The 21,278-nt window shown below is 66.0% G+C and carries 23 protein-coding genes, 1 tRNA gene and 2 pseudogenes; 17 read left to right on the top strand and 9 right to left on the bottom strand.

Annotated features, from left to right (window positions below):
* Nucleotides 1-24 precede the first annotated feature (24 nt).
* Nucleotides 25-498 carry a hypothetical protein gene (locus tag M9952_02390; protein MCO5311768.1) on the top strand — a complete coding sequence of 158 codons (474 nt, stop codon included), beginning with the start codon at nucleotides 25-27 and terminating at the stop codon, nucleotides 496-498.
* A 95-nt stretch (nucleotides 499-593) separates the two neighbouring features.
* On the opposite strand, the gene dcd is transcribed toward M9952_02390, so the two are convergent.
* The gene (dcd, locus tag M9952_02385) at nucleotides 594-1,163 is read right to left on the bottom strand and encodes a dCTP deaminase (GenBank protein ID MCO5311767.1); all 570 of its coding nucleotides are present in this window, start codon (nucleotides 1,161-1,163) and stop codon (nucleotides 594-596) included.
* 61 nt (nucleotides 1,164-1,224) lie between these two features.
* Between dcd and M9952_02380 the strand changes: the two genes are divergently transcribed.
* Both M9952_02380 and M9952_02375 read left to right on the top strand, forming a co-directional pair.
* Nucleotides 1,225-1,295, top strand: a tRNA-Gly gene (locus tag M9952_02380).
* A 162-nt stretch (nucleotides 1,296-1,457) separates the two neighbouring features.
* A complete protein-coding gene (locus M9952_02375) occupies nucleotides 1,458-1,760 on the top strand; it encodes a hypothetical protein (protein ID MCO5311766.1) in 303 nt (100 codons plus the stop codon).
* 133 nt (nucleotides 1,761-1,893) lie between these two features.
* Here M9952_02375 and M9952_02370 read toward each other — a convergent pair whose 3' ends face one another.
* A complete protein-coding gene (locus M9952_02370; protein MCO5311765.1) occupies nucleotides 1,894-2,739 on the bottom strand; it encodes a Fic family protein in 846 nt (281 codons plus the stop codon).
* Between the two features lie 749 nt (nucleotides 2,740-3,488).
* Between M9952_02370 and M9952_02365 the strand changes: the two are divergent.
* The 3 genes and pseudogenes from M9952_02365 (at nucleotide 3,489) to M9952_02355 (ending at nucleotide 4,089) form a co-directional block, all read left to right on the top strand.
* A pseudogene (locus tag M9952_02365) lies at nucleotides 3,489-3,707 on the top strand (hypothetical protein).
* A 60-nt stretch (nucleotides 3,708-3,767) separates the two neighbouring features.
* Nucleotides 3,768-3,935 (top strand): annotated as a pseudogene (locus M9952_02360) (type II toxin-antitoxin system RelE/ParE family toxin).
* Entirely contained in the window at nucleotides 3,910-4,089 is a 180-nt protein-coding gene (locus tag M9952_02355; protein MCO5311764.1) for a HigA family addiction module antitoxin, read from the top strand. The pseudogene M9952_02360 and the gene M9952_02355 overlap by 26 nt, the downstream one beginning before the upstream one ends.
* Nucleotides 4,090-4,252: 163 nt before the next feature.
* Here the strand turns inward: M9952_02355 and M9952_02350 are convergent, their stop codons facing one another.
* Nucleotides 4,253-4,582 carry a hypothetical protein gene (locus M9952_02350; GenBank protein MCO5311763.1) on the bottom strand — a complete coding sequence of 110 codons (330 nt, stop codon included), beginning with the start codon at nucleotides 4,580-4,582 and terminating at the stop codon, nucleotides 4,253-4,255.
* A 311-nt stretch (nucleotides 4,583-4,893) separates the two neighbouring features.
* On the opposite strand from M9952_02350, the gene M9952_02345 reads away from it, so the two are divergent.
* The 6 genes from M9952_02345 (at nucleotide 4,894) to M9952_02320 (ending at nucleotide 9,237) form a co-directional block, all read left to right on the top strand.
* Entirely contained in the window at nucleotides 4,894-5,472 is a 579-nt protein-coding gene (locus tag M9952_02345; GenBank protein ID MCO5311762.1) for an RNA polymerase sigma factor, read from the top strand.
* Entirely contained in the window at nucleotides 5,469-6,317 is an 849-nt protein-coding gene (locus tag M9952_02340; GenBank protein MCO5311761.1) for a hypothetical protein, read from the top strand. The genes M9952_02345 and M9952_02340 overlap by 4 nt, the downstream gene beginning before the upstream one ends.
* A gap of 10 nt (nucleotides 6,318-6,327) precedes the next feature.
* Complete coding sequence (locus tag M9952_02335; protein MCO5311760.1) at nucleotides 6,328-7,194, top strand: ATP-binding cassette domain-containing protein; 867 nt, start codon at nucleotides 6,328-6,330, stop codon at nucleotides 7,192-7,194.
* Nucleotides 7,191-8,087: a hypothetical protein gene (locus M9952_02330; GenBank protein ID MCO5311759.1), complete on the top strand. Its 897-nt coding sequence runs from the start codon at nucleotides 7,191-7,193 to the stop codon at nucleotides 8,085-8,087. Before M9952_02335 ends, M9952_02330 begins: the two co-directional genes overlap by 4 nt.
* On the top strand, nucleotides 8,084-8,737 hold the full coding sequence (locus tag M9952_02325; GenBank protein MCO5311758.1) for a hypothetical protein: 654 nt from the start codon (nucleotides 8,084-8,086) through the stop codon (nucleotides 8,735-8,737). Before M9952_02330 ends, M9952_02325 begins: the two co-directional genes overlap by 4 nt.
* Nucleotides 8,738-8,811: 74 nt before the next feature.
* A complete protein-coding gene (locus tag M9952_02320) occupies nucleotides 8,812-9,237 on the top strand; it encodes a hypothetical protein (GenBank protein ID MCO5311757.1) in 426 nt (141 codons plus the stop codon).
* 64 nt (nucleotides 9,238-9,301) lie between these two features.
* Here M9952_02320 and M9952_02315 read toward each other — a convergent pair whose 3' ends face one another.
* Entirely contained in the window at nucleotides 9,302-9,814 is a 513-nt protein-coding gene (locus M9952_02315) for a nuclear transport factor 2 family protein (GenBank protein ID MCO5311756.1), read from the bottom strand.
* 75 nt (nucleotides 9,815-9,889) lie between these two features.
* Nucleotides 9,890-10,309, bottom strand: coding sequence for an SRPBCC family protein (locus M9952_02310; GenBank protein ID MCO5311755.1), 420 nt, complete (start codon nucleotides 10,307-10,309; stop codon nucleotides 9,890-9,892).
* Nucleotides 10,310-10,392: 83 nt separating this feature from the next.
* Here M9952_02310 and M9952_02305 point away from each other — a divergent pair, with 83 nt between their 5' ends.
* A complete protein-coding gene (locus M9952_02305; protein ID MCO5311754.1) occupies nucleotides 10,393-11,679 on the top strand; it encodes a beta-lactamase family protein in 1,287 nt (428 codons plus the stop codon).
* 61 nt (nucleotides 11,680-11,740) lie between these two features.
* On the opposite strand, the gene M9952_02300 is transcribed toward M9952_02305, so the two are convergent.
* The 3 genes from M9952_02300 to M9952_02290 are packed head-to-tail and all read right to left on the bottom strand — an operon-like array spanning nucleotide 11,741 to nucleotide 14,928.
* Entirely contained in the window at nucleotides 11,741-12,979 is a 1,239-nt protein-coding gene (locus M9952_02300) for a TIGR03862 family flavoprotein (protein ID MCO5311753.1), read from the bottom strand.
* Nucleotides 12,980-13,000: 21 nt separating this feature from the next.
* A complete protein-coding gene (locus tag M9952_02295; protein MCO5311752.1) occupies nucleotides 13,001-13,852 on the bottom strand; it encodes a heme ABC transporter ATP-binding protein in 852 nt (283 codons plus the stop codon).
* Complete coding sequence (locus tag M9952_02290; GenBank protein MCO5311751.1) at nucleotides 13,849-14,928, bottom strand: iron ABC transporter permease; 1,080 nt, start codon at nucleotides 14,926-14,928, stop codon at nucleotides 13,849-13,851. Before M9952_02290 ends, M9952_02295 begins: the two co-directional genes overlap by 4 nt.
* A 242-nt stretch (nucleotides 14,929-15,170) precedes the next feature.
* Here M9952_02290 and M9952_02285 point away from each other — a divergent pair, with 242 nt between their 5' ends.
* The 3 genes from M9952_02285 to M9952_02275 all read left to right on the top strand — a co-directional run bounded on the left by M9952_02285 (nucleotide 15,171) and on the right by M9952_02275 (nucleotide 18,619).
* A complete protein-coding gene (locus M9952_02285) occupies nucleotides 15,171-16,235 on the top strand; it encodes a pirin family protein (GenBank protein MCO5311750.1) in 1,065 nt (354 codons plus the stop codon).
* Between the two features lie 82 nt (nucleotides 16,236-16,317).
* Nucleotides 16,318-16,902 (top strand): hypothetical protein, encoded by a 585-nt coding sequence (locus M9952_02280; GenBank protein ID MCO5311749.1) that lies wholly within the window; start codon nucleotides 16,318-16,320, stop codon nucleotides 16,900-16,902.
* Nucleotides 16,903-17,020: 118 nt separating this feature from the next.
* Nucleotides 17,021-18,619, top strand: coding sequence for a glycosyltransferase family 39 protein (locus M9952_02275; protein MCO5311748.1), 1,599 nt, complete (start codon nucleotides 17,021-17,023; stop codon nucleotides 18,617-18,619).
* A 16-nt stretch (nucleotides 18,620-18,635) separates the two neighbouring features.
* On the opposite strand, the gene M9952_02270 is transcribed toward M9952_02275, so the two are convergent.
* On the bottom strand, nucleotides 18,636-18,890 hold the full coding sequence (locus M9952_02270) for a hypothetical protein (protein ID MCO5311747.1): 255 nt from the start codon (nucleotides 18,888-18,890) through the stop codon (nucleotides 18,636-18,638).
* A 283-nt stretch (nucleotides 18,891-19,173) separates the two neighbouring features.
* On the opposite strand from M9952_02270, the gene M9952_02265 reads away from it, so the two are divergent.
* Complete coding sequence (locus M9952_02265) at nucleotides 19,174-21,168, top strand: protein meaA (GenBank protein MCO5311746.1); 1,995 nt, start codon at nucleotides 19,174-19,176, stop codon at nucleotides 21,166-21,168.
* The last annotated feature ends 110 nt before the right edge of the window (nucleotides 21,169-21,278 follow it).

Raw genomic sequence — 21,278 nt, 5'->3', positions numbered from 1 at the left:
AAGCGATCTGACACACCCTCGCGGGTGCTGGTCGTCGACGATCACCCGGATGCGGCCAGGCTTGTTGCCAAGCTCCTGCGCCGTTCCGGCTACGAGGTGGCAACGGTCGGCGACGACCAGGTTGCGCTTCAGACCCTGACCACCGAGCAGGTGCCGATCACCGCGGTGGTGGCATCGTTCTCGGCCGGTGGCACGAGTGCGGCGCTCAAGCTGCTCGATGCCATCCGACACGCACCGGAGGCCAAGGTCCACCAGGTGCGGGTCGTGCTCATCATGGATTCCGGCACGCACATCGCGTTCGCCTGGCAATCCGGAGCCGATGCGATCGTGCGACGGCCCTACCGGGGCGAGACGTTGCTTGAGGAACTTGCCGCGGCGATCAGCCGCACCGGTGAGGAGCGCGGAGCGTGGCGGGTCAAGCAGCTCGACGAGGTACGCCCCGGGTTGGGTGCCGGCGTCGGCGATGACGCCAACCAGCCCGCCGTTCAGTTCAACTGACCCCGCCGCAAGCCTGTTCTCCCGCCCGGCCTGTTTCCCGATAACCAGTGGTCGTGATCACGACCACTGGTTATCGGAGAACAGGCTTGTGGCGGTCAATCGCGCTCGAAGTTCTTCCAGTACTGCGACGCAGTCGGACCCATCTGACCGCTGTACTTCGAACCGAGCGATGCCGAGCCGTACGGCGTGTCGGCCTCGGTGGTCATCTGCAGGAAGCTGATCTGGCCGATCTTCATACCCGGGTACAGCGTGATCGGCATCGACGCGACGTTCGCGAACTCAAGCGTGATCGCCCCATCGAACCCCGCGTCGACGAAGCCCGCTGTGGTGTGAATGAGCAGACCGAGACGGCCAAGGCTGCTCTTGCCCTCGATCCGGCCGACGAGGTCGTTCGGCAACGCCATGCGCTCGGCGGTGGATCCGAGGACGAACTCACCAGGGTGCAAGATGAACACCCCATCCGGATCGATGGTGACCATCTCGGTGAGATCGCTGAGATCCTCCTTGACATCGATGATCCCCCGCTGGTGATTGCGAAACACCAAAAATCGGTGATCGAGGGTGAGGTCGACCGACGATGGCTGAATCATCCGGTCGTTGAACGGCTCGATGACGATGCGGCCCGAGGAGATGGCCTCACGGATGGTGCGGTCGGAGAGAATCATCGGCCTGCACGCTAGCGGGAGGCGAATCTGCCGCACATCCTGCTACGATCTCGACGCACTTGCGGGTGTAGTTCAATGGTAGAACATCAGCTTCCCAAGCTGAATACGCGAGTTCGATTCTCGTCACCCGCTCTCTAGCGAAGGTCCAGGTAAGTCCCGGTTTCCGGAACGCCTGGGCCTTCGTCGCGAGCGGGCCAGAACCGGCGGCGTGGCTCCGCGTGACCCCTGTCCAATGGGTCCGGGCATGTCGAACCCATCGGTCGTGCTCGCTTGGTTCGCCGCGCTGGCGTCTCGTTGAAGCCGAACAGCCAGTTCGTGGACCTCCTCCAGCGAATCGTGCGTGTCGATCGTCGCGTCGCCGAAGCCTTCGTAATCGTGGATCGCCCATTCTTCGGCGGCTGGGCCGATCGAACTGTCGAGCAACTCGGCAACCAGCCGCTGCATCTCCTCTACCGACATTCGAGCGTCAATCCAGCAACCATGAAGACGGCCGGCGTTGTAGTCGGCAAGGGACGCGATGTAGATGGACGGTGGAACCTGAGGAACCTCGGGCATAGCGGCCTCGCGTTGCACGCCACGACGTGCTCGATGTTCTGAGAGGGCTCCAACCCGAAGATCCGCGCCAGCGGAACAGAGTTCATGGCGAGACGCTACGACGGACCGCTGACACCCGTTGAGCGTCGAGTTCACAGATCTCCCGCGTGAGAGAACTCCGCAGCGATTTCAGCACCTATGGATCGACCGCCGAAACCTCGTCTGAAACGGGGCCGTACACCGCCTCGTAGATGGCGTGAGCTTCGTAAATCCGCCCTCGGGAACGACCCGTAATCTCGGCGAGGTCACCGCGCTCGACGAGCAAATCGATGGCTGCCTGCGCGGTCGGTCTGGTCACCTCGATCGAGCGTTCAACAGCGGATGCGGTAACGAGCGGCGTGGCGAAGAGTTGTTCGGCGAGTCGAACCACCGAGTTCGGTCGACCCTCGGCGAGCAACTCGCTCCGGAACTGGTGCTGGAGTTCCACCAGGCGTACGGTCCGTTCCTCGGAATCACGGGACTGTTGGCGGACGCCGCGGAGGAAGAATGCGATCCATGCCATGAGGTCGCCCTGCTGGCTGGTGAAGAGTAGGTGGTCGTAGTACTCGCTGCGATGCTGCTCGAAAAACGCGGAGAGGTAGAGCAACGGTTGGGGCAAGGCGCCGCGCAGCACGAGCATCAGTGGGATCATGAGCCGGCCGATACGCCCGTTGCCATCGAGGAACGGGTGGATGACCTCGCACTGGTAATGCGCGATGGCGAGTTGGACGAGGAGTGGAAGTTCGGTCTCGTGGAGGAAACGTTCGAGATCGTTGAGCGCGCGGTTCATCTGCTCCGCTGGTGGCGGGACGAAAACGGCATCATCGAGGGTGCTTCCGCCAAGCCACACCGGACTCCTTCGAATCTCGCCGGGCCTTCGATGCTGACCCCGTGCTCCATCGAGCAGCCGTGCGTGCATCTCTCGGAACAGCCGAATCGAGATGGGGAACCCCTCACGTACCCGAGCAAGTCCGTGTTCCATGGCGACGATGTAGTTGCTCACGTCAGTAGCGTCGCTGACAGCTGCGTCGGGAAGGACCTGCCCGGCTTCGAACCGGAGCAGTTCGCCGACATCGGTCTTGGTTCCTTATGCGTCTCCTTCGCTGACTCGTCTTCCGGAACTCAGCCTAACTAAAGCAATCGGTGTTTTGCTTTAGTTAGGGAGGTCCGAATGAAAGGGGGCTTTCAGTAGGGCGCTCCCGGCCAGCAAGGCGGCTCCGGGCGTGCGATGTGGACAACCTCGCCCGATTTCCCCGTGAACGCCCGTTCCGGGTTGCGACGCCATCTCCGAGTTCGCTGTCCGCAGCGAGACGCTACGAGGGACCGCCGACACCGAAACCCACACCGGTAGGCTTCAGCGGGGTCGAGGGGTGGAGCATGGTCCGCCACGTGACGAGGACAGGGAGCACCGGTGGCGAAGAAGTCCGGCGCGAAGGCCGACAACCGAACGCTGGAACAAAAGCTCTGGGACGCCGCCGATGCCCTACGCGGCAACCAGGAACCGAGCGAGTACAAACACGTCGTGTTGGGGCTCGTGTTCCTCAAGTACATCTCGGACCGATTCAACGAACGCCGCGCGGCCATCGTCGGGGAACTCGCCACTGAGGGCGTTCCAGCCGTCACGGCGAGTTCGTCGACGACCGCGACGAGTACGCCAGCCACAACATCTTTTGAGTTCCAGCCGAAGCCCGGTGGGAGGTCATCCAGGCCTCCACCAAACAGAGCGAAGTCGGCGAGACGATCGACCGGGCCATGGACCTCATCGAGAAGGAGAACCCCAAAATCCGCGGCGTGCTCCCCCGCAACTACGCACGCGAAGGCCTCGACAAGGGCCGCCTGGGACAGCTCGTCGACCTCATCGGGTCGATCGGGTTCGGCGAGTCCGACGACCACGGCAGCGACGACGTGTTGGGCCGGGTGTACGAATACTTCCTAGGCCAGTTCGCCGGCAAGGAAACCGGTAAGGACGCCGGGGCGTTCTACACGCCCCGCTCGGTGGTCACAACGCTCGTGGAGATGTGGAGCCGTTCAGCGGCCGCGGACCTCCACGATCTGCGCATCCCTCCAGGGAATCGCTTGGAACAGCTCGTTGGGGATCGTCGCGGCCAGCACAGCATCCGCGTGAACGCGCAGTGGCGCATTTGCTTTGTTTGGAGAGACGGAGGTGCCGAACATGTCGAACTCGTCGACTACCACTGAACGCGATTCGATCGAGCCGATCCACCCCGGCGAGATCCTCTTGGAGGATTTCATCGAAGGCTTCGGGATCACCCAGCACAAGCTGGCGGTGTCGATCGGCGTTCCTCCGCGACGAATCAACGAAATCGTGCACGGTAACGCGGTATCACCGTAGACACGGCGATCCGCCTCGCCCGATACTTCGGGACCTTCGAGGAATTCTGGATGAACCTGCAAACGCACTACGAGCTGCGCGTGCAGCGCCGAACGCTGGGCGAACTCGTCGCAGCAATCACACCACTACAGGTCGCCTGATTCTCAAACGGAGCTGACTGTGTTCACTCCAGGGTTCGCCAGACCCCAACGCTCGGCAGGCCGATCGCTTGAGGATCTTTGATCGCCGACTTGAGGATTTGCAGATCATCAGACCCGCAACTCGCCGCTCTCACGCGGGCCATCTGAAATGAGTTTCCGGAGACCCGTCGAGGGGACTCGATGTCCAACATGACATATAAGCGACGAAGACCCCACGGCGTCACGCCGAGGAACGCCTGCTCGAACTCCGCGCCGTCGGCTACGAAAAGCCCCTCGATCCCATCCCAACCGGGCAGTACCAGCACGTCGTCGACCTGCTGCTTGCGTTGGCGGAGGGCGTGACCATCTGACACGGCGTCGCTCGATCCTCGGGCGGCCGATCGTGCGCCGGCTGCCTCGCTCTCTGTTGTCGCCTACCGGAACAAGGCCAAAGGGTTTGGTCCCCGGATCGGTGACGGGGCACGGCGCCTTGGCAGCCGGTTCAACCCGCCCCCGACCTCGTCCGCGAGGATCACCGGTTCACTCAGGAGATCGGCGAGGCGGCCCACGATCACGCCTTAATCAAAGCCTCGAAGCGGGCACGACAACACCCAGCGAACACGCCATGATCTGAAACGCTGCGTTCGAACGACAGTGAAACGATGAGCCAATCGGGGAGACGACGATGAGCGTGTCCGGGAGTTCCGGAGACCAGCGCGACGACGTGGCCCTCGTCGCTGCAGTCGCTGGTGGTGATGCCGCTGCGCTCCGGGTGCTCTATGACCGACACGCTCCGTGGTTGGTCGCCCGCCTTCGCGCCCGCTGTTGGGACGATGCCCTGATTGCAGACGCTGTTCAGGACACGTTCTTGGCGGTGTGGCGCGGTGCCGCGCGGTGGCGCGCCGACGGCGATGTCGGTGCGTGGATCTGGGGAATCGGTGTGCGCCAGCTCGTCACCCACCTGCGCCGGGCCGGACGTCAGGCCCGACCTGCTCCGTTCCGGGAGCGAGCTGCCGCGCCGAGTACGGAGGAACGGGTTCTGGAGTCGATCGACCTCGGCGAAGCGGGCGTCGTGTTGGCGTCGCTGTCGCCCGAGCTGATGGAGGTGGTCCAAGCGATGGTCTTCGACGGTCTGACGGCGAAGGAGACAGGTCGGATGCTCGGTGTCCCGGAGGGAACCGTGAAGGGGCGGATGCGCAAGGCCAAGAGTGTCCTGCGCACCGAACTCGCCGGCACGACCTTGCACCTGGGAGATCTCCGGTGAGCGCCTGGCACGTGGACGATGCCGTCGTGACCGCCTACGGCGAACGCAGACTCGATGCCGTACAGCGGGCGTCGGTCGAAGCGCACGCGGCCAGGTGCCAGGAGTGCCGCGACATCCTGGGCACCCGCGTGGTCGGCGACCAGCGTTCACCCGCTCTCGACCTCGACCGCTTGTGGACGCGGGTCGAGTCCGCAGTCTCCACTCCGAAGGTCGGGCGCGCAGATCGGGCGTTGCTCCGGCTCGGGTTGTCAATGTCGGACGTGGTGGTGACACGTGTCGTCGCCGCTCAGAGCCGCCAATGGACGATCGCCACCACGCTGGTGCTCGCAGTCACCGCGGTGACGGCGGTTCTCGGTCCCGTCGACTCGGCCCACACCGCGTTTCTGGTCGTGGCTCCGCTACTTCCCGCCCTTGGCGTCGCAGCTATCTATCGGCTGGTGCCGCATGGCATCGACATGCTCGAGCGGGCAGCCCCGTACTCGCCGGCGCGCCTGTTGTTGTGGCGCACGGCGTACGTGGTGGTCACCGCCGTGCCGATCTCAGTCGCCGCCGGCGTGGCGGTCCTGCAGCACCCATGGGCGGCGGTGAGCTGGCTTCTCCCGGCGTTGGGTTGCACGTTGTGCGTCGTCGCCGCGGCGAGCTGGCACGACCCGGTGCGCCCCGCCGCAGCCGTCGCGATGGGGTGGACCGCTGTCGTGGTCACCTGGCAGGTGCGCGACACGCCGTGGGCGATCGCTACCGCTCCAACACAACTCGTTGCCGCGGCGATCGCGGCCGCTGCCGCGCTGGTCATCCACCACCGGCTTTCGAACGACCCAACCCGGCCCGTGTTCGGCGGACCCTGAAGGAGGACCCGTGCCCACCACCATTCATGTCTCGCACGCGACCCGCCGCTACGGCCCAACCACGGTCCTCGATGACGTCAGCTTCGACCTTGCCCCTGGCATCACGGCGCTGCTCGGCCCCAACGGTGCGGGCAAGACAACCCTGATCGGGTTGTTGAGCACGGCGAGTCGACCCGACGCTGGTGAGATCACCGTGTTCGGGCATCGCAGCGATGGACCGTTGGCCGAGCGGATCGAGATCCGCCGACGGCTGGGCTTCTTGCCACAGGAGGTCCGGTTCCCTGCCGGAATGACCGCGTTCGGATTCCTCGACTACATCGCCGTACTCAAGGAGTGGGACGACACCGGTGCCCGCCACGCCGAGGTGCGGCGGGTGCTCAGCGTCGTGGGGCTGGATGACCGACCCACGATCAAGGTGCGCAAGCTGTCGGGCGGGCAGCGCCGCCGTTTGGCCTTCGCCCAGGCGCTCATCGGCGACCCGGACCTGTTGATCCTCGACGAACCCACCACCGGCCTCGACCCCGAACAACGAGCCCGGTTCCGGGCCACGCTTTCTGAACGAGCCCGCCACGGAACCGTGTTGTTGGCAACCCACCAGACCGAGGACGTCGCCGCCGTGTGCGACCGCGTCATCGTGCTCGTCGCCGGGCGTGTTGCCCATGATGGCGACGTCGCCGGGTTCGTCGCGACTGCTCGCAATCGGGTGTGGCTCGGCGACCGACCGGTCGCCGACGCGGTGGCGACCTGGCGCGACCCTGGTGGCGGCGTGCGCTCCGTCGGTGGCACCCCGCCGCCAGGGGCCGAAGCCGCACCGCCGACGGTCGAGGACGCCTACCTGCTCCTCGTCGGTCCGCCTGCGATGGAAGGTGCGGCATGACCGCCACCCAGACCTCCGCGATCGCGCCGGTCCGGTCGCCGTGGGCACAGCTGGCACGGATCGAGATTCGACGCTACCTGGGTCGGCCTGCGTTCCTCCTCGGGTTGGCGCTCACCTACGCCTCGCTCCTCCCCTACCTCGACGGCGACAAGGCGACCGATGAGCTGGCAATGATCGCCCCGGCCGCCTTGGTCGGCATGGTCGGCATCAGCGTGAGCGCGCATCGGGTGTGGGCGTCGGACCGCTGCGCAGAGGCAGCTGGCCCGACACCGGTCGGTCAGGTGTCGCGAACCGTCGGGCACCTGGTCGCCTGCCTCGTGCCAGCCCTGGCCGGCCTGGGCTTCGTGCTGGTGACGCTGGTGCGGGCGCAGTCGGTGTCGACTCCTCGTGGCGGGTACGCGGAGATGATGTCGGACGGGTGGGTAGCTGCGGTGTGGCTGGCCCTGGGAGCGGTGAGTTGCCTGGGCGGGCCGGTCCTCGGAGTGGCCGTGGCCCGGAGGACAAAACGTGCCGCCGCACCCGTCCTCGCGACAGTCGGTCTCGTGTTGACCGTGATCGTGTTCCAGGGTCTGTTCGAACCGCTCCGCCGTGTCCGGGTCCTACTTCCCTGGACCTACTGGGGTGGCCCCTTCGGCACCGAGGGCGACCCGCAGCGCTCGATCGTGCTCAGCGGCTCACCGCAATGGTGGCTGGTCTACCTCCTCGCGCTCTGCGCGATCGGTGCGGTTCTCGCCGTGCGCGCCGACCCGGAGGCCCGAACTGCCCGGAGTCGGTCGGCCCTCTTCGTGTTGGTCGGGATGGCGGCGGTCACCGTCCTGCTCGCGATGTTCACCGGGACGCCGGAGACGATCGTCAGCCCCGTGCCCGGGGACCCAACCGACTCGGGCGGGTGAGCATCGTGTCAGGGCTGCGCGGTGGGGCACTGCGCTACCTCAGCGCAGCAACCCGATGGCCCCTGCTGACCGGCGCGGTTTGCCTCGTGGCCGGCGGCGTCGCCCTCGTGGCGCGCTGGCCCGATGCTCTCTGGCCGGTGCACGGCACCGTTCTGGGAGTCGTGGTCGGAGCAGCCGCTGTCGCCGTGGACGAGCGGTGCGCCCTCGTGGTCGACGTCAGCCCCCGTCCGCTCTGGTGGCGAACCGCGGCCCGAGCCATCGGCCCGACGGTCCTCGTCGCGGTGTGGGCCACAGTTCACTGGGTGTTTCGAGCGTCCCTGCCCAAACACCTCTGGGTCCTCATCCTGCAGGGCGCGGTCGCTGCGGGAATCGGATTCGGGCTGGCCACCGGCGCCCGGGCGAGCGGCCGCAGCGAGCCAGGCACGGTCTTGGCCGCAACGGCCATCCCCTTGATCGCAGGGGTTGCACTCGCTCGCCCCTTCGAGACCGACCTCCCGCTGTTCCCCGTATGGCCACACGAGAACTGGGACCGTGCCTTGACCATCTGGATGGCACTGGGCGTAGGCGCCGTGTTGGTCGGGGTCGGAGCCTTGTGGAGCGACGCCCGCCAGCGTCGATCCCTCGGCTACCCGCATCGCAGCGATCGGTGATCCCGAAGCGATCACCGAAGCGACAGAGCAGCGGGACCCGAAGCCGTCGGGCCCGCCCGCATTTGGAGGAACCCATGTTGTCCACCCGTATCCGCCACATCTCACAGGCGGCATTGATCGCCACGCTGTGCGTCGGCTCGCTCGCCGCGTGCAGCAACGACACCGAAAACGCTGCCGACACAGCGCCGACGACCACGGCCGCCGACGCGACCGCTCCCGCCGACGACCTCGAAGCCTTCTGCGCCGTCGCCACCGAGCTGGTCGGAGTCACTCCGACCAGCGAGCAACTCGCCGCGTACGCAGAGGCAGCGCCCGTTGGTATCGCTGAGGCGGTCGGCGCGTTCGTCGCAGCGTTCGAGGCTGCCGAGGGTGACCTTGACGCGGTGTTCGCCGACCCGGACGCTTCGGCCGCCGCCGACGAGATCGCGGTGTTCGAATCCGACGAGTGTGGCATCACCCAGCCCGGCCCGCCTCCGGGCGCCCCCGGCAACGGCGGCTAGCCAACCGAGCGCCTCGGAACGCGATCGGTCAAAGCAGCCCGATTAGTGGAGGCGTTGCAGGCGACTACGCCTGCAACTCGGAGCGTCCGTCGGTCCCCCACCACGACGCCGTCAATCGGAGCCCGTCCACCGATTCGCGTGGATACATCTCTTCGTAGATACGCCTGTAGCCGGTGTGAGCGATCAGCCATCGACCGTCGACCCGAACGTAGCGGTCCTCGTAGAACGCCGAACCCTGGATCGTCAGGCCGAAGTCCGACAGGATCACCACGTCGTCAAGCGCCCACGTTCCGGTCGCCGAGTCCGCGTCGACCAGGTCGATCTCGGGGTGATGGCACCGATGGCTCGTGAGCATCGACTCGCTCCCCATCGACGTCCGAAGAAACTCCATGATCGCATCACGCCCGTCGAACTGGTACGCCCCGCCCCCGTAGCTCGCGGTGGCGTCGCTGGTGAAACACTCGGCGAGGTCGTCCCACATCTTCAGGTCGAGACACCGTAGATACCGGTATTTCAAGCGCTTGAGCAGCTCGATGTTCACCAGGTCGTCGTGTGTCAGTTCGATGATGTCACCCACCGCCGCAGCCTACCTACACGGCAGTCGCCGAACGCCCCTGCAACACCGATCGGTTCGATGTCGGTGACGGCGCGGTCACTCACCGGACTCGGCGCGGGCCTTCAACCCCTCGGCCTCATAGGTCAGGTACCGGCGCGTGATACCGGCGGTGAGCGCTCGAGCGATGGGTGCCAGGAACCCGGTGTGATCGACGCTCATCGTGGCCCGAGTGCCCGTCGGGGTCTGTTGGACGCGATGGGTGGCCTGGCCGGCCAGCCCGGGAGCCGAGCTGACCCACGTGAACGCCTGATCGGGTTCGAATTCGCTGATCGTCCAAGTGGTCGTGCCGAGTCGTGGCTGGCGAATCCGGACCTTCGCGCCAATCTGCAATGGCAGGTCGCCGACCATCTCAATCGAGGTCACCGAACGGGTCCATTCCGGCCAACGCGTCACGTCGGTCCAGACAGCGAACACGGCCGCGGGCGAGGCGGCGATTTCAATCGAATGCTCAAACACCAATCGCAACGATAGGTCGACGATGCGAAGTCGACGCCGTCGTTTTCCGCGCCCGGAGAATCGGGTCCTGCCAAACTCCTGCCATGTCGATCACACCCCGGACCACGACGCGCCGGACCCAACGCGCTGTGCTTGCGTTCCTGCTCGCCATCGCCCCGCTCTCCGCGTGCCGCAGCGACCCGGGCGATACCTCAGCCGACAACCAGGATGCCGACTCGACGATCGTCGAGTCGGTGACGTCGGCGCCCACGGGGAACGCCGGTGCGGATTCCGACACCAACGATGCCGATTCGCCGGACGAGGTCATTTTTCCGGGCGCCGACTGGGAACTCTCCTCCCCCGAGACGGAAGGGTTCGACGCCGAGGCGCTCGAACACGCGCTCGACGCAGCGCTCATCCCAACCGCCAACACCCAGGGGGTGGTGGTCGTTCGCCACGGCAAGATCGTCACCGAACGCTACGCCGACGGCGCCGCAGCCGATTCGTGGGCAGCGAGCTGGTCGGTGGCCAAAAGCTTCGCAAGTGCGCTCGTGGGCATCGCCGTCGACGAGGGCAAGATCTCGAGCGTCGATACCCCCATGACGACCTGGTTCCCAGACTGGGAGGCACGCGGGCTCGGCGACATCACCCTTCGTCATGTCCTGCAAATGTCGACCGGCTTGCAGTGGAACGAGGATTACAACCCCAGCAACGGCCCCTCCGACATCATCGCCTTGGTGACCAGTCACGCCGACCAGCTCGCGTATGCCGCAGCACTACCGAAGGAAGCCGAACCGGGCACGGTGTTCAACTATTCGAGCGGCGTGTCGCTCCTCCTCGGCGAGGTGATCGCCCAATCGACCGGCATGTCGGCGGACGACTACGCCCGCGAGAAGCTGTTCGACCCGATGCAGTTCTCCAAAGCCGACTGGTGGCAGGACGCCGCCGGCCACACGCTCACCTACTGCTGCGTCGACACCACGAGCCGCGACTTCGCCAGGTTCGGCTGGCTCTATCTCAACGACGGCAACTGGGACGGAACCCAACTCGTACCGGCAAGCTGGGTGGAGGAATCGCTCACCGGCGCCCCGACGTCTCCGGATCAGTACGGGTACCAATGGTGGCTCGAGGACTACCCGGGAGTTCCCGACGACATGTTCATGGCCCGCGGTTTCGACGGCCAGTACATCTTCGCTATCCCAAGCCTCGACCTCGTCGTCGTCCGCAACGGGACCTACGTGAAGGATCCGGGCCCCGCCGTGGCGGATCCGAACCTGTTCGCCGTGTACCCACCGAACGGGTTCATCCCTGGCAAGGGCACCATCGCTCCAAGCGACGGATGGGACACCGCCGGGTTCATCGCCGGCGTGGTCGCCGCGATCCACGACTGAACGCGGCCCACGACTGAACCGACCAAGGGCGCGTCGACAACACCACCTGCTCAGCGCTCGCTCAGCGTTCGCTCAGCCAGTCGAGCGCACCGTTCGCCGCGGCGACCGCCGTCGCGAACGTCGCCTGCAAGAGGTAGCCCCCGGTCGGGGCCTCCCAATCGAGCATCTCGCCGACAGCGAAGGTTCCGGGGAACCGACGAATCATGAAACGCTCGTCGAGCTCGTCGAACGAGATGCCGCCGGCGGTGCTGATCGCACGGTCGATCGGCGTCGGGCCCAGCACCCGCAACGGCAATGCCATCACCAGGTCCGCAAGTGCCTCGACATCACTCGCCCCCGGAGCATCTCTCCCACCGAGCTGCCCGGGAGCACGCAGCACCTCGTTCACCAGCGCCGCCTTCACCGGCTCGAGGCCACTGCGCTTCAGCGTCGTGCTCAGCGTGTCCTTGGCTCGCCGCCGCGCCAACCGCTCGATGAGACGCTCACGCGACAGGTCGGGGTGCAAGTTCATCATTGCGGTCGCCGAACCGTTCGCCTCCGCCACGTCGCGCAGCACCGCTCCGACCGCATAGATCACCCCGCCTTCGACCCCGGACTCGGTGATGACCGCCTCCCCTCGGGACGACACATCACCGCAGGTCACGGCGACGTTCTTGATGGGCTCGCCTTCGTGCTTGTTCAGAAACTGAGGAGTCCATGCCACCTCGAAGCCGCTGTTCGCTGCACGTAGTGGCGCGACTGCGATGCCGGCCTCGCTGACCGCTTCGACCCACCGGCCATCCGAACCCACGCTCGGCCAACTCGCACCGCCGAGCGCCAACACCACGATGTCCGCGCCCGCCTCGACCACGTCACCGTCGCTTGTCTCGAAGCGCAACACCCCATCGTCGCCCCAGCCGATCCAACGATGACCGACGACGATCTCCACACCGAGGGAATCGAGTCGGGCGATCCACGCCTTCAGCAATCCGTTGGCTCGCATCGCCTCGGGAAACACACGGCCGCTCGACCCCACAAAGGTCGTCTCCCCCAGGCCTCGCGCCCACTCACGCAACGCGTCGGCGTCGAAACGACGAATCGCTTCCGACAGCCGGCCGGTTGCCGCTCCGTAACGGGCAAGCAACTCGTCGGTCGGTTCCGAATGGGTCAGGTTGAGCCCTGATCGACCGGCGAGCAACAGCTTGCGGCCGACCGACGGCGTCCGCTCGAACAGCCGCACCGATCCGCCGGCGGCTGCCAGGTGTTCGGCGGCCATGAGCCCACCCGGTCCTCCGCCGACGACGATCGCACTGAACGACATCGGAACAGTGTTGCCGCGCCCTCAGCCCTGAGCGAACGAATCGACGTCGTCGCGCACCGGGAAGATCAACAGTGCGCCGGTGCGGGGATGAGCCATGGTTTCGATACGACAGCCATACACCGAGCTCAACAACTCATCGGTCATCACGTCGATCGGCGATCCGCTGGCCACCACGCGTCCCTCGGACAAGATCACCACACGGTCCGAGTACGACGCGGCAAGCGCCAGATCATGCAGCACCACCACCACCGCATCGCCGAGTCGGGCCCGCTCACGGGCGACCCGCAACACCTGTTCCTGGTGGGCGATGTCGAGCGCAGCGGTCGGCTCGTCGAGCATCAACAGCGCTGTGCGCTGCGAAAGTGTTCTGGCCAGCGCAGCTCTCGCCTGCTCGCCACCCGACAACGTTGTGAACGACCGATCGAGCAGGTGGCCGACGTCGGTCGCCTCGACCGCCCAAGCCATCGCCTCGTCGTCCTCGTCTTCAAGGTCGGTGTTGCGCCACGGCTCGCGTCCCATCCGAATGACCTCGGCGACCGCGAACGGAAACGACATCTCGATGCGCTGCAACAGCACGCTGCGACGCATGGCCAACTCGAGTTGGGTCCACTCCGATGCCGGCGCGTTGCCGATCTCGACCGTGCCGCTGTCGCAGTCGCGATCACCGGTGATCGCTGCGAGCAGCGTCGACTTGCCGGCCCCGTTGGGGCCCACGAGCGCGACGATCTCACCGGATCGGACCTCGAGGGACACCTTGTCGAGGATCGTGTTGCCCGCGATCGTGACGCTGAGGTCCTTCGCTGACAACACGACATCGCCGAGTTCGACCGGCGACGGGACCCTCGGCGTGGCGCCGAAAATCATGCGCGTCATGCCCAGCCGCCCGCGTGCTTGCGTGTCTTGCGGATGAGGAAGAAGAACGTCGGGCCGCCAACCACCGCAGTGAGCATGCCGATGGGGAGATCTGCGTAGTCCTTGGCGGTTCGGGCGATCACGTCGGCGATCAACAACACGCTGGCACCACCAAGGGCGGCCGCGGGGATCAGACGTCGATGCGCCGGCCCGATGAGCATGCGGATCAGGTGAGCCACGATCAGCCCGACGAACCCGATGATGCCCGAGAACGCCACCGCCGGACCGACGAGCAGCGAGGACAACACGATGGCGATGAGGCGAAGCCGTTCGACGTTGACCCCGAGGTGACGGGCCGACCGTTCACCGAGCGCGAGCAGGTCGAGTTGACGGGCGATGAGCACCGAGCCGATCAATCCGATGCCGATCAGCGGTGCGACCGCCCACACCTGTTGCCACCTGCTGCCGTTGAGGCTTCCGAGTTGCCAGAACACGATCTGCTCGCGGGCCGCGGTATCGCCCATGAACACAAACCAGCCCACCAGACCCGAGGCCAAGGCGTTGACGGCGATCCCCATCAACACGATCGTGACCACCTCAGCCTTCCCATCGCGTCGCGACATGGCGTAGACCGCGAACGTCGTGATGAGGCTCGTGACGAACGCGAAGACCGGCGTCGTGTACGCACCGAACCATGCGACCTTCCACACGATGGCCGCACAGGCTCCGACCGCCGCCCCTGACGACACGCCGATCACCGATGGTTCAGCGAGCGGATTGCCGAAGATTCCCTGCATCACCGCACCCGCCACCGCGAGGGCGGCGCCCACCAGCAACGCCATCGCAATTCGTGGAAAGCGAACGTTCCACAGCGTCACGTCACCGTTGGGGTGGGTCATCTCCGCACCGCCGCTGATCCCGACCTTGCGCAGAATCGATCCGACCACCTCGCCGGGGCTGATCGGCAACTGACCGCGCCCGGCCGAGTAGATCGTGCCGAGAACCACGATGGCGATCAGCACTCCGAACACCGCGGTGACGCTCACACGAGCGGAGGTGGCCGACGCCAGATCGGATTTCGACGCAGTGGACGACATCGCGGTGACTCGCTCCTCGGCGGGTTCGGGACTTCGGAAGGTTTGTCGCCTCGGCGCCCGTCCGCTGCAGGTCGGTCCGGCCCGAATAAGGCGGGCCTAACACTACACGTCGCCGCGCCCGTCACAAACTCAGGCGAAGCTGGCTGTGGTGCCACACTCGGCCGTCTCGACGGTCGGCCCGACCCGGCCCGCAGGCCCCGGACCGCCGGAATACCGGGGGTCTCGGAGCTGTTGGGTATGGCATGGCACACGAGCAGAATTCCACCACCGGCGGCTCAACGACGACCGATCCGATTCTCCAAGTGGTCGAACTTGCACAGCAGTGGCCCACGATCGACCCGTTCCTCTTCACCGCTCACCACCTCGACGACTTCCCCGCGGGTGACGACCGCCTCGCTCCCGTCGAGTCGACTGCCGGGCGACCGATCGGCTCCGATTTCACCGGTCTCAACGGCTGGTCGATGTACCACGGCAGCGCGGTTCCGGGGTTCCCGCAACACCCGCACCGCGGATTTGAAACAGTCACCTACGTACGCACCGGACACATCGACCATCACGACTCGATGGGCGCGGCAGCGAGGTTCGGCAAGGGCGACACACAGTGGATGACCGCCGGTCGCGGCGTCGTGCACAGCGAGATGTTTCCGCTGATCGAACAGGACCGACGCAACCCGACCGAACTGTTCCAGATCTGGTTGAACCTCCCAGCGGACGACAAGATGGTCGACCCCTACTTCACCATGTTCTGGGGAGAGGACACGCCCAAGGTGTCGATCGTGAACGAACACGGCGCGAGCGCGACGGTGACCGTCGTCGCCGGACCGTTCGGTGATGCGACGCCGAAGGCCCCACCGCCCAACTCGTGGGCCGCTCGCCCCGAGGCCGATGTCGCCATTTGGCACCTCGTGCTCGACGAGCACGCGTCGCTCGATCTCCCGCCGGCGCAAAGCGATGAGACCGTTCGCACCCTGTATGTCTTTCACGGGGCGGGGGCGCGGATCGCCGGGCGCGACATCGAGGCATCCCGCGGCGTCCTCGTCGATGCCAGCGCGCCGCTCAAGATCGAAGCGGCGACGGGCCCGGTCGAGATTCTCGTCCTGCAGGGCCGCCCGATCGGCGAACCGGTGGCGCGCTACGGGCCGTTCGTGATGAACACCAAGGCGCAGATACAACAGGCCTTCGACGACTACCAACGCACTCAATTCGGAGGGTGGCCGTGGCCGACCGACGACCCGGCGCATCCCCGTGACGAGGCGCGCTTCGCGCTGCACAGCGACGGACGGCGAGAGTCTCCACCGACACCCTGACAGGGATTACCACCACGACATCGCGCGACGAGTAACCAGCAGGAGCTTGCACGTTAGGGTGCCCTAACGCATACTGTTGTGCATGCTTGGCGACGAACTGACGTACCTCATCGAACGGCTCCGGCTCGCAGCGACGCTCACGCACGCGATCCCCCACGTCGGACTGGAGCTGGCACCGCGCCACGGCCAGGCACTCGTGATCAGTCACGACCGGTCGCTCAGCCCCGACATGACGCCGTGTGAGTTCCGCTCGCTCGTGGCCCGAATGGTCTCGAATCATGACATCGTGCGGGACCTCGGCTGGATCGGCGACCTCGCAGCGATCCGCCTCGGTGGCCACCGGGTCACCACCAACGGCGTGTCGGTCGCCGTCGTGAATCCCTCCGACCAGCGGCGCATCTCCGCGTTCGCCACAACGTTGCACGCGGACGCGGTCATGGACTCCGCAAGGGCGATGGCCCGAGACGCCATCGCAAACGACCCCGACGCTCGCGAAGCACTTCGCGACGTACAACTGCGCGTCGAACACGACCCTCAGCTCGGCGCCTCGACCGTCATCATGCCGTGGGCCGCCGAGGAGGCGATCGAAGACTTGTTGCAGCTCACCGACGCCATCGCCCAGAGGTGCTGGGTCGACGAGTTGGTCACCGCCGTGTCGGTTCACTGACCCTCGCCCCCGGGCACTTCGGCAGCGGACGCGCCGGGCACTATCGTTCAGCGCGCCCCACGCCGCGCACCGACACCGGCACGCGAGCCGCTTCGCCGACCACAGACGATCGCCCACCATGACCACACCCAACACCACGGAGTCTCCCGCTCCTGACGACTCCGCCGCGAGCACGCCCCGCCCTGTACGCGACACCATCGCACAGTTCGCCCACCCGATCGTCACCGCCGTGCTGGCGTTGACGGCGGCCGCACTCGTCCTCGGACGGTTTTTCGTCGACACGCCGATGTGGCTGGACGAGGCACTCAGCGTCAACATCGCGAAGCTCCCGCTCGGAGACATCGCCGACGCACTCCGCCACGACGGCCATCCGCCCCTGTACTACGTCCTCCTTCACGGCTGGATGTCGGTGTTCGGAGACAGCGATGCCGCGGTTCGTTCGCTGTCGACGGTCATCTCGATCGCCACACTTCCCCTCGCCTACCTCGCTGGACGTCGCCTCGGCGGACGGCGCGTCGGCGTCACCGCGATGCTCTTGTTGGCCTTGTCGCCCTACGCGTTCCGATACGGCAGCGAAGCCCGCATGTACTCACTGTTGACCCTGATCGCCTTCGCCGGCTTCATCGCTGTCAGCGCGGCCCTCGAGACACCCAGGCCACTGCGGCTCGTCGCGGTCGCTGTCGCCACCGCAGCCGGGCTGTGGACGCAGTACTGGTCGTTGTGGCTGATCGCCACCGCCGGGCTCCTCGTCGTGTGGGTCGCCGTACGCAGCCACCGCAACGGCAACCCGTCGAACGCACGCGGCGCCTGGATGACGGCTGTGGCGATGTGCGTTGGCGGCCTCGCGTTTGTCCCGTGGCTCCCGACGATGCTCTACCAGAGCGCACACACCGGCACCCCGTGGGCGCCGTCGTTTCGAATCACCAACCTGGTCGTGACGTCGCTGGTCGAGTTCACCGGTGGCGCGTACAGCGAGGCGCAGCTTGGCAGCTTCGTGCTCGTTTGCATCCTCCTGATCGCCATCACCGGGCGAAGCGTTTCGGCCAACGCCATCGAGTTGCGCACGGCGATCAACTCCGACGCGCTGGTACCGCTGGTGCTCTTGTGCGGCACCGTGGTGATCGCCAGCGCGGTCGCGCTCGTCAACGGCATGGCGTTCGCGCCGCGGTACGCGTCGGTGTACCTCCCGTTCGTCATCCTCCTCGCCGCGCTCGGAATCAATCGCTTCGCCAACGGTCGGGCGCGAGACGCTGTGTTGATCGCGGTCGCGCTCCTGAGCGTTGCCGGGGTGTTCCTGTCCAACCGCCAGGACCGCTCCCAGGTCGGCGTCGCCGCGGATGCGATCCGCTCCCGATCCGATCGCGGGGTCGTCGTCGTGTGTCCCGATCAACTCGGGCCGTCGATGTCGCGCCAACTCGACGAGAACCAATTCGACGTCGTGCGCTACCCCGATTTCGGTGATCCGCACTTCGTGGACTGGGTCGACTACGCCGAGCGCAACGCCAACAACGACCCGGCAGCGTTCGGGGCCGCGGTGTTGGAACTGGCCCAGGGCCGACCGCTGTTTGCCGTGTTCGGCGACGGCTTCCTCACGCTCGAAGGCCAATGTGGCGCCGTGGTCGAGACCCTCGCCTCCCAACGGGCTCCCGAGCGGCTCATCTCACCGAAGATGGAAGATTTCTACGAGCCGGTCACCGTCATGGCATTCGCCGGCTGACCCCAGAGCGAATCCGTCAACTCAGCAAGGTCGCCAGCGCCCAGAGCGCCAACACCACCCCGACGACGGCAAAGGGCACGACCCGTGCCAGCGGGGCGGGTGGGCGGCGCGGGGAATCCGGATCTTTCGGATCGACCAACGGGGGCCGCACATAGGCCGCGACGTTCGCGACGGCGAGCGCCGCGCCCACCGCGAGCATCAGCCACGGAATCAGGTCGTCACCCAGGAAGAGCGTGAGGTCGTCCTGAGCCAGGAATGAGGCCGAAACCACGAAATCGGAACTTTCTACTCAAGGTCTCCGCTGAGACGTCGATACACATTGTGCCAGTGGATTCGCCCCCACTGGACAAACAGCCGGGGCTATGGAGTGGGGGACACATCTCTCCCTCCAAACGCATCGCCACCAGTGCTTTCCAGGTGCTGGCGCAACGTGACCCTCGCTCCGCCCCGGAGCTGTAATTCGCACCGCTGCAGACGGTTGCCCCACATGAGCGATCGCTCACGTCTACCGACACCATTCGCCGCGACACCGATCGATGTTGGACAATGTCGACATGGGTGACACACCGAGCGGAACCGCGCACACCGATCAGGCCCGGCCAAAGGATCGCCCCTGGTTGATGCGCACCTATTCAGGGCACAGCACGGCGAAGGCCTCCAACGAGCTGTACCGCACCAACCTCGCAAAGGGTCAGACCGGGCTGTCGATCGCGTTCGACCTCCCGACTCAGACCGGATATGACTCCGACCACGTGATGGCCCGCGGCGAGGTCGGCAAGGTCGGCGTTCCGGTTTCGCATCTCGGCCACATGCGCACGCTGCTCGACGGCATCCCTCAGGGCGAGATGAACACCTCGATGACGATCAACGCCACGGCCGCCTGGCTGCTCGGGTTGTACGTCGCCAACGCCGAGGACCACGGTGTCGATTCCAAGGTGCTTCGCGGAACCACCCAGAACGACATCGTCAAGGAGTACCTGTCCCGAGGCACGTACATCTTCCCGCCCGAGGCATCGCGCCGGTTGATCGTGGACATGTTTGCGTACTGCAACCGCAACATCCCCCACTGGAACCCCATGAACGTGTGCTCGTATCACCTTCAAGAGGCCGGTGCGACGCCCACCCAGGAGATCGCCTATTCCCTTGCCTGCGCCATCGGCGTGCTCGACGCGGTGCGCGATTCGGGCCAGGTTTCGCCCGATGCCATGTCCGAGGTCGTGGCGTCGGTGTCGTTCTTCGTCAATGCCGGAATCCGCTTCATCGAGGAAACCTGCAAGATGCGGGCCTTCACCCAGATGTGGGACCGCCTCACCGAGGAGCGCTACGGCATCACCGACCCCAAGGCGCGTCGTTTCCGCTACGGCGTGCAGGTCAACAGCCTCGGACTTACCGAAGCCCAACCGGAAAACAACATCCAGCGCATCGTGTTGGAGGCCCTGGGGGTGACGTTGTCGAAGTCGGCACGCGCCCGGTCATTGCAGCTTCCGGCCTGGAACGAAGCCTTGGGCCTTCCCCGCCCCTGGGATCAACAATGGTCGCTTCGCATCATGCAGGTGCTCGCGTACGAAACCGACCTGCTGGAGTACGGGGACATCTTCGAGGGGTCCAAGGTCGTCGAGGCCCGGACCAATGAGTTGATCGAATCCGCTCAGGCGGAACTGGACGAGATCCTCGAACTCGGCGGAGCGTTCGAGGCCATCGACGAGATGAAGGGCCGTCTGGTTCGCAGCCATACCGAACGCATGCGCCGAATCGAGTCGGGCGAACAAACCGTTGTCGGGCTCAACAGTTTCACCGAAACCGAGCCGTCACCGCTCGGCGGCGAAGACAACATCATGAAGGTCGACCCTGCGGTGGAGCAGGCGGCCATCGACGAACTTCAGCAGTGGCGTAAGCAGCGAGACAACGGCGCGGTCGAAGCCGCTCTCGATGAGCTCGAGCGCGTTGCTCGAAGCGACGAAAACATCATGGACGCCACGATTGCGTTGGCCCATGCCGGAGGTACCACCGGTGAGTGGGCAGGGTGTCTGCGCGAAGTCTTCGGCGAGTTTCGGGCGCCGACCGGAGTTGCCGCTGCCACCGGCACCGCTTCGACGATTCCGGCCATGGCGCAACTGGCCGAGCGTCTCAAGACCGTAGCGGGCGGGCCGCCGCGCATTCTCGTCGCCAAACCCGGCCTTGACGGCCACAGCAACGGTGCCGAGCAGGTCGCCGTCGCAGCCCGCGATGCCGGGATGGAGGTCATCTACCAGGGCATCCGCCTGACACCGGAACAGATCGCCGCGGCCGCACGGGACGAGGACGTCGACATCGTCGGCCTGTCGATTCTGTCGGGATCCCACATGGAGTTGCTTCCCGAGGTCGTGCGCCTCCTTCGCGCCGAAGGCGTCACCTGTCCGGTGGTGGCCGGCGGCATCATCCCCACCGACGACCGGCCGAAGCTGCTCGCCGACGGGATCGCTGCAGTGTTTTCCCCGAAGGACTACGAACTCGCCGAGCTGATGACCGCGATCGCCGATCTCGCGCTCCGCCATCGCGACGAGACGTAGGTACTGCCCACGTCGTGCGGTGTCGGCCACCAACGCCGCGCTCATGTGACGACGCACAGCACGATTGAGGTCGGTGCCCCGCTTCAGTCGGCGCGGACCGATACGGTCGA

The sequence above is a fragment of the Microthrixaceae bacterium genome (genome assembly GCA_023957975.1).
In the GTDB taxonomy this organism is placed as follows: Bacteria; Actinomycetota; Acidimicrobiia; order Acidimicrobiales; family Microtrichaceae; genus JAMLGM01.
Note: the sequence above shows the minus strand (reverse complement) of the source record. Positions and strands in the feature narration are given on the sequence as shown.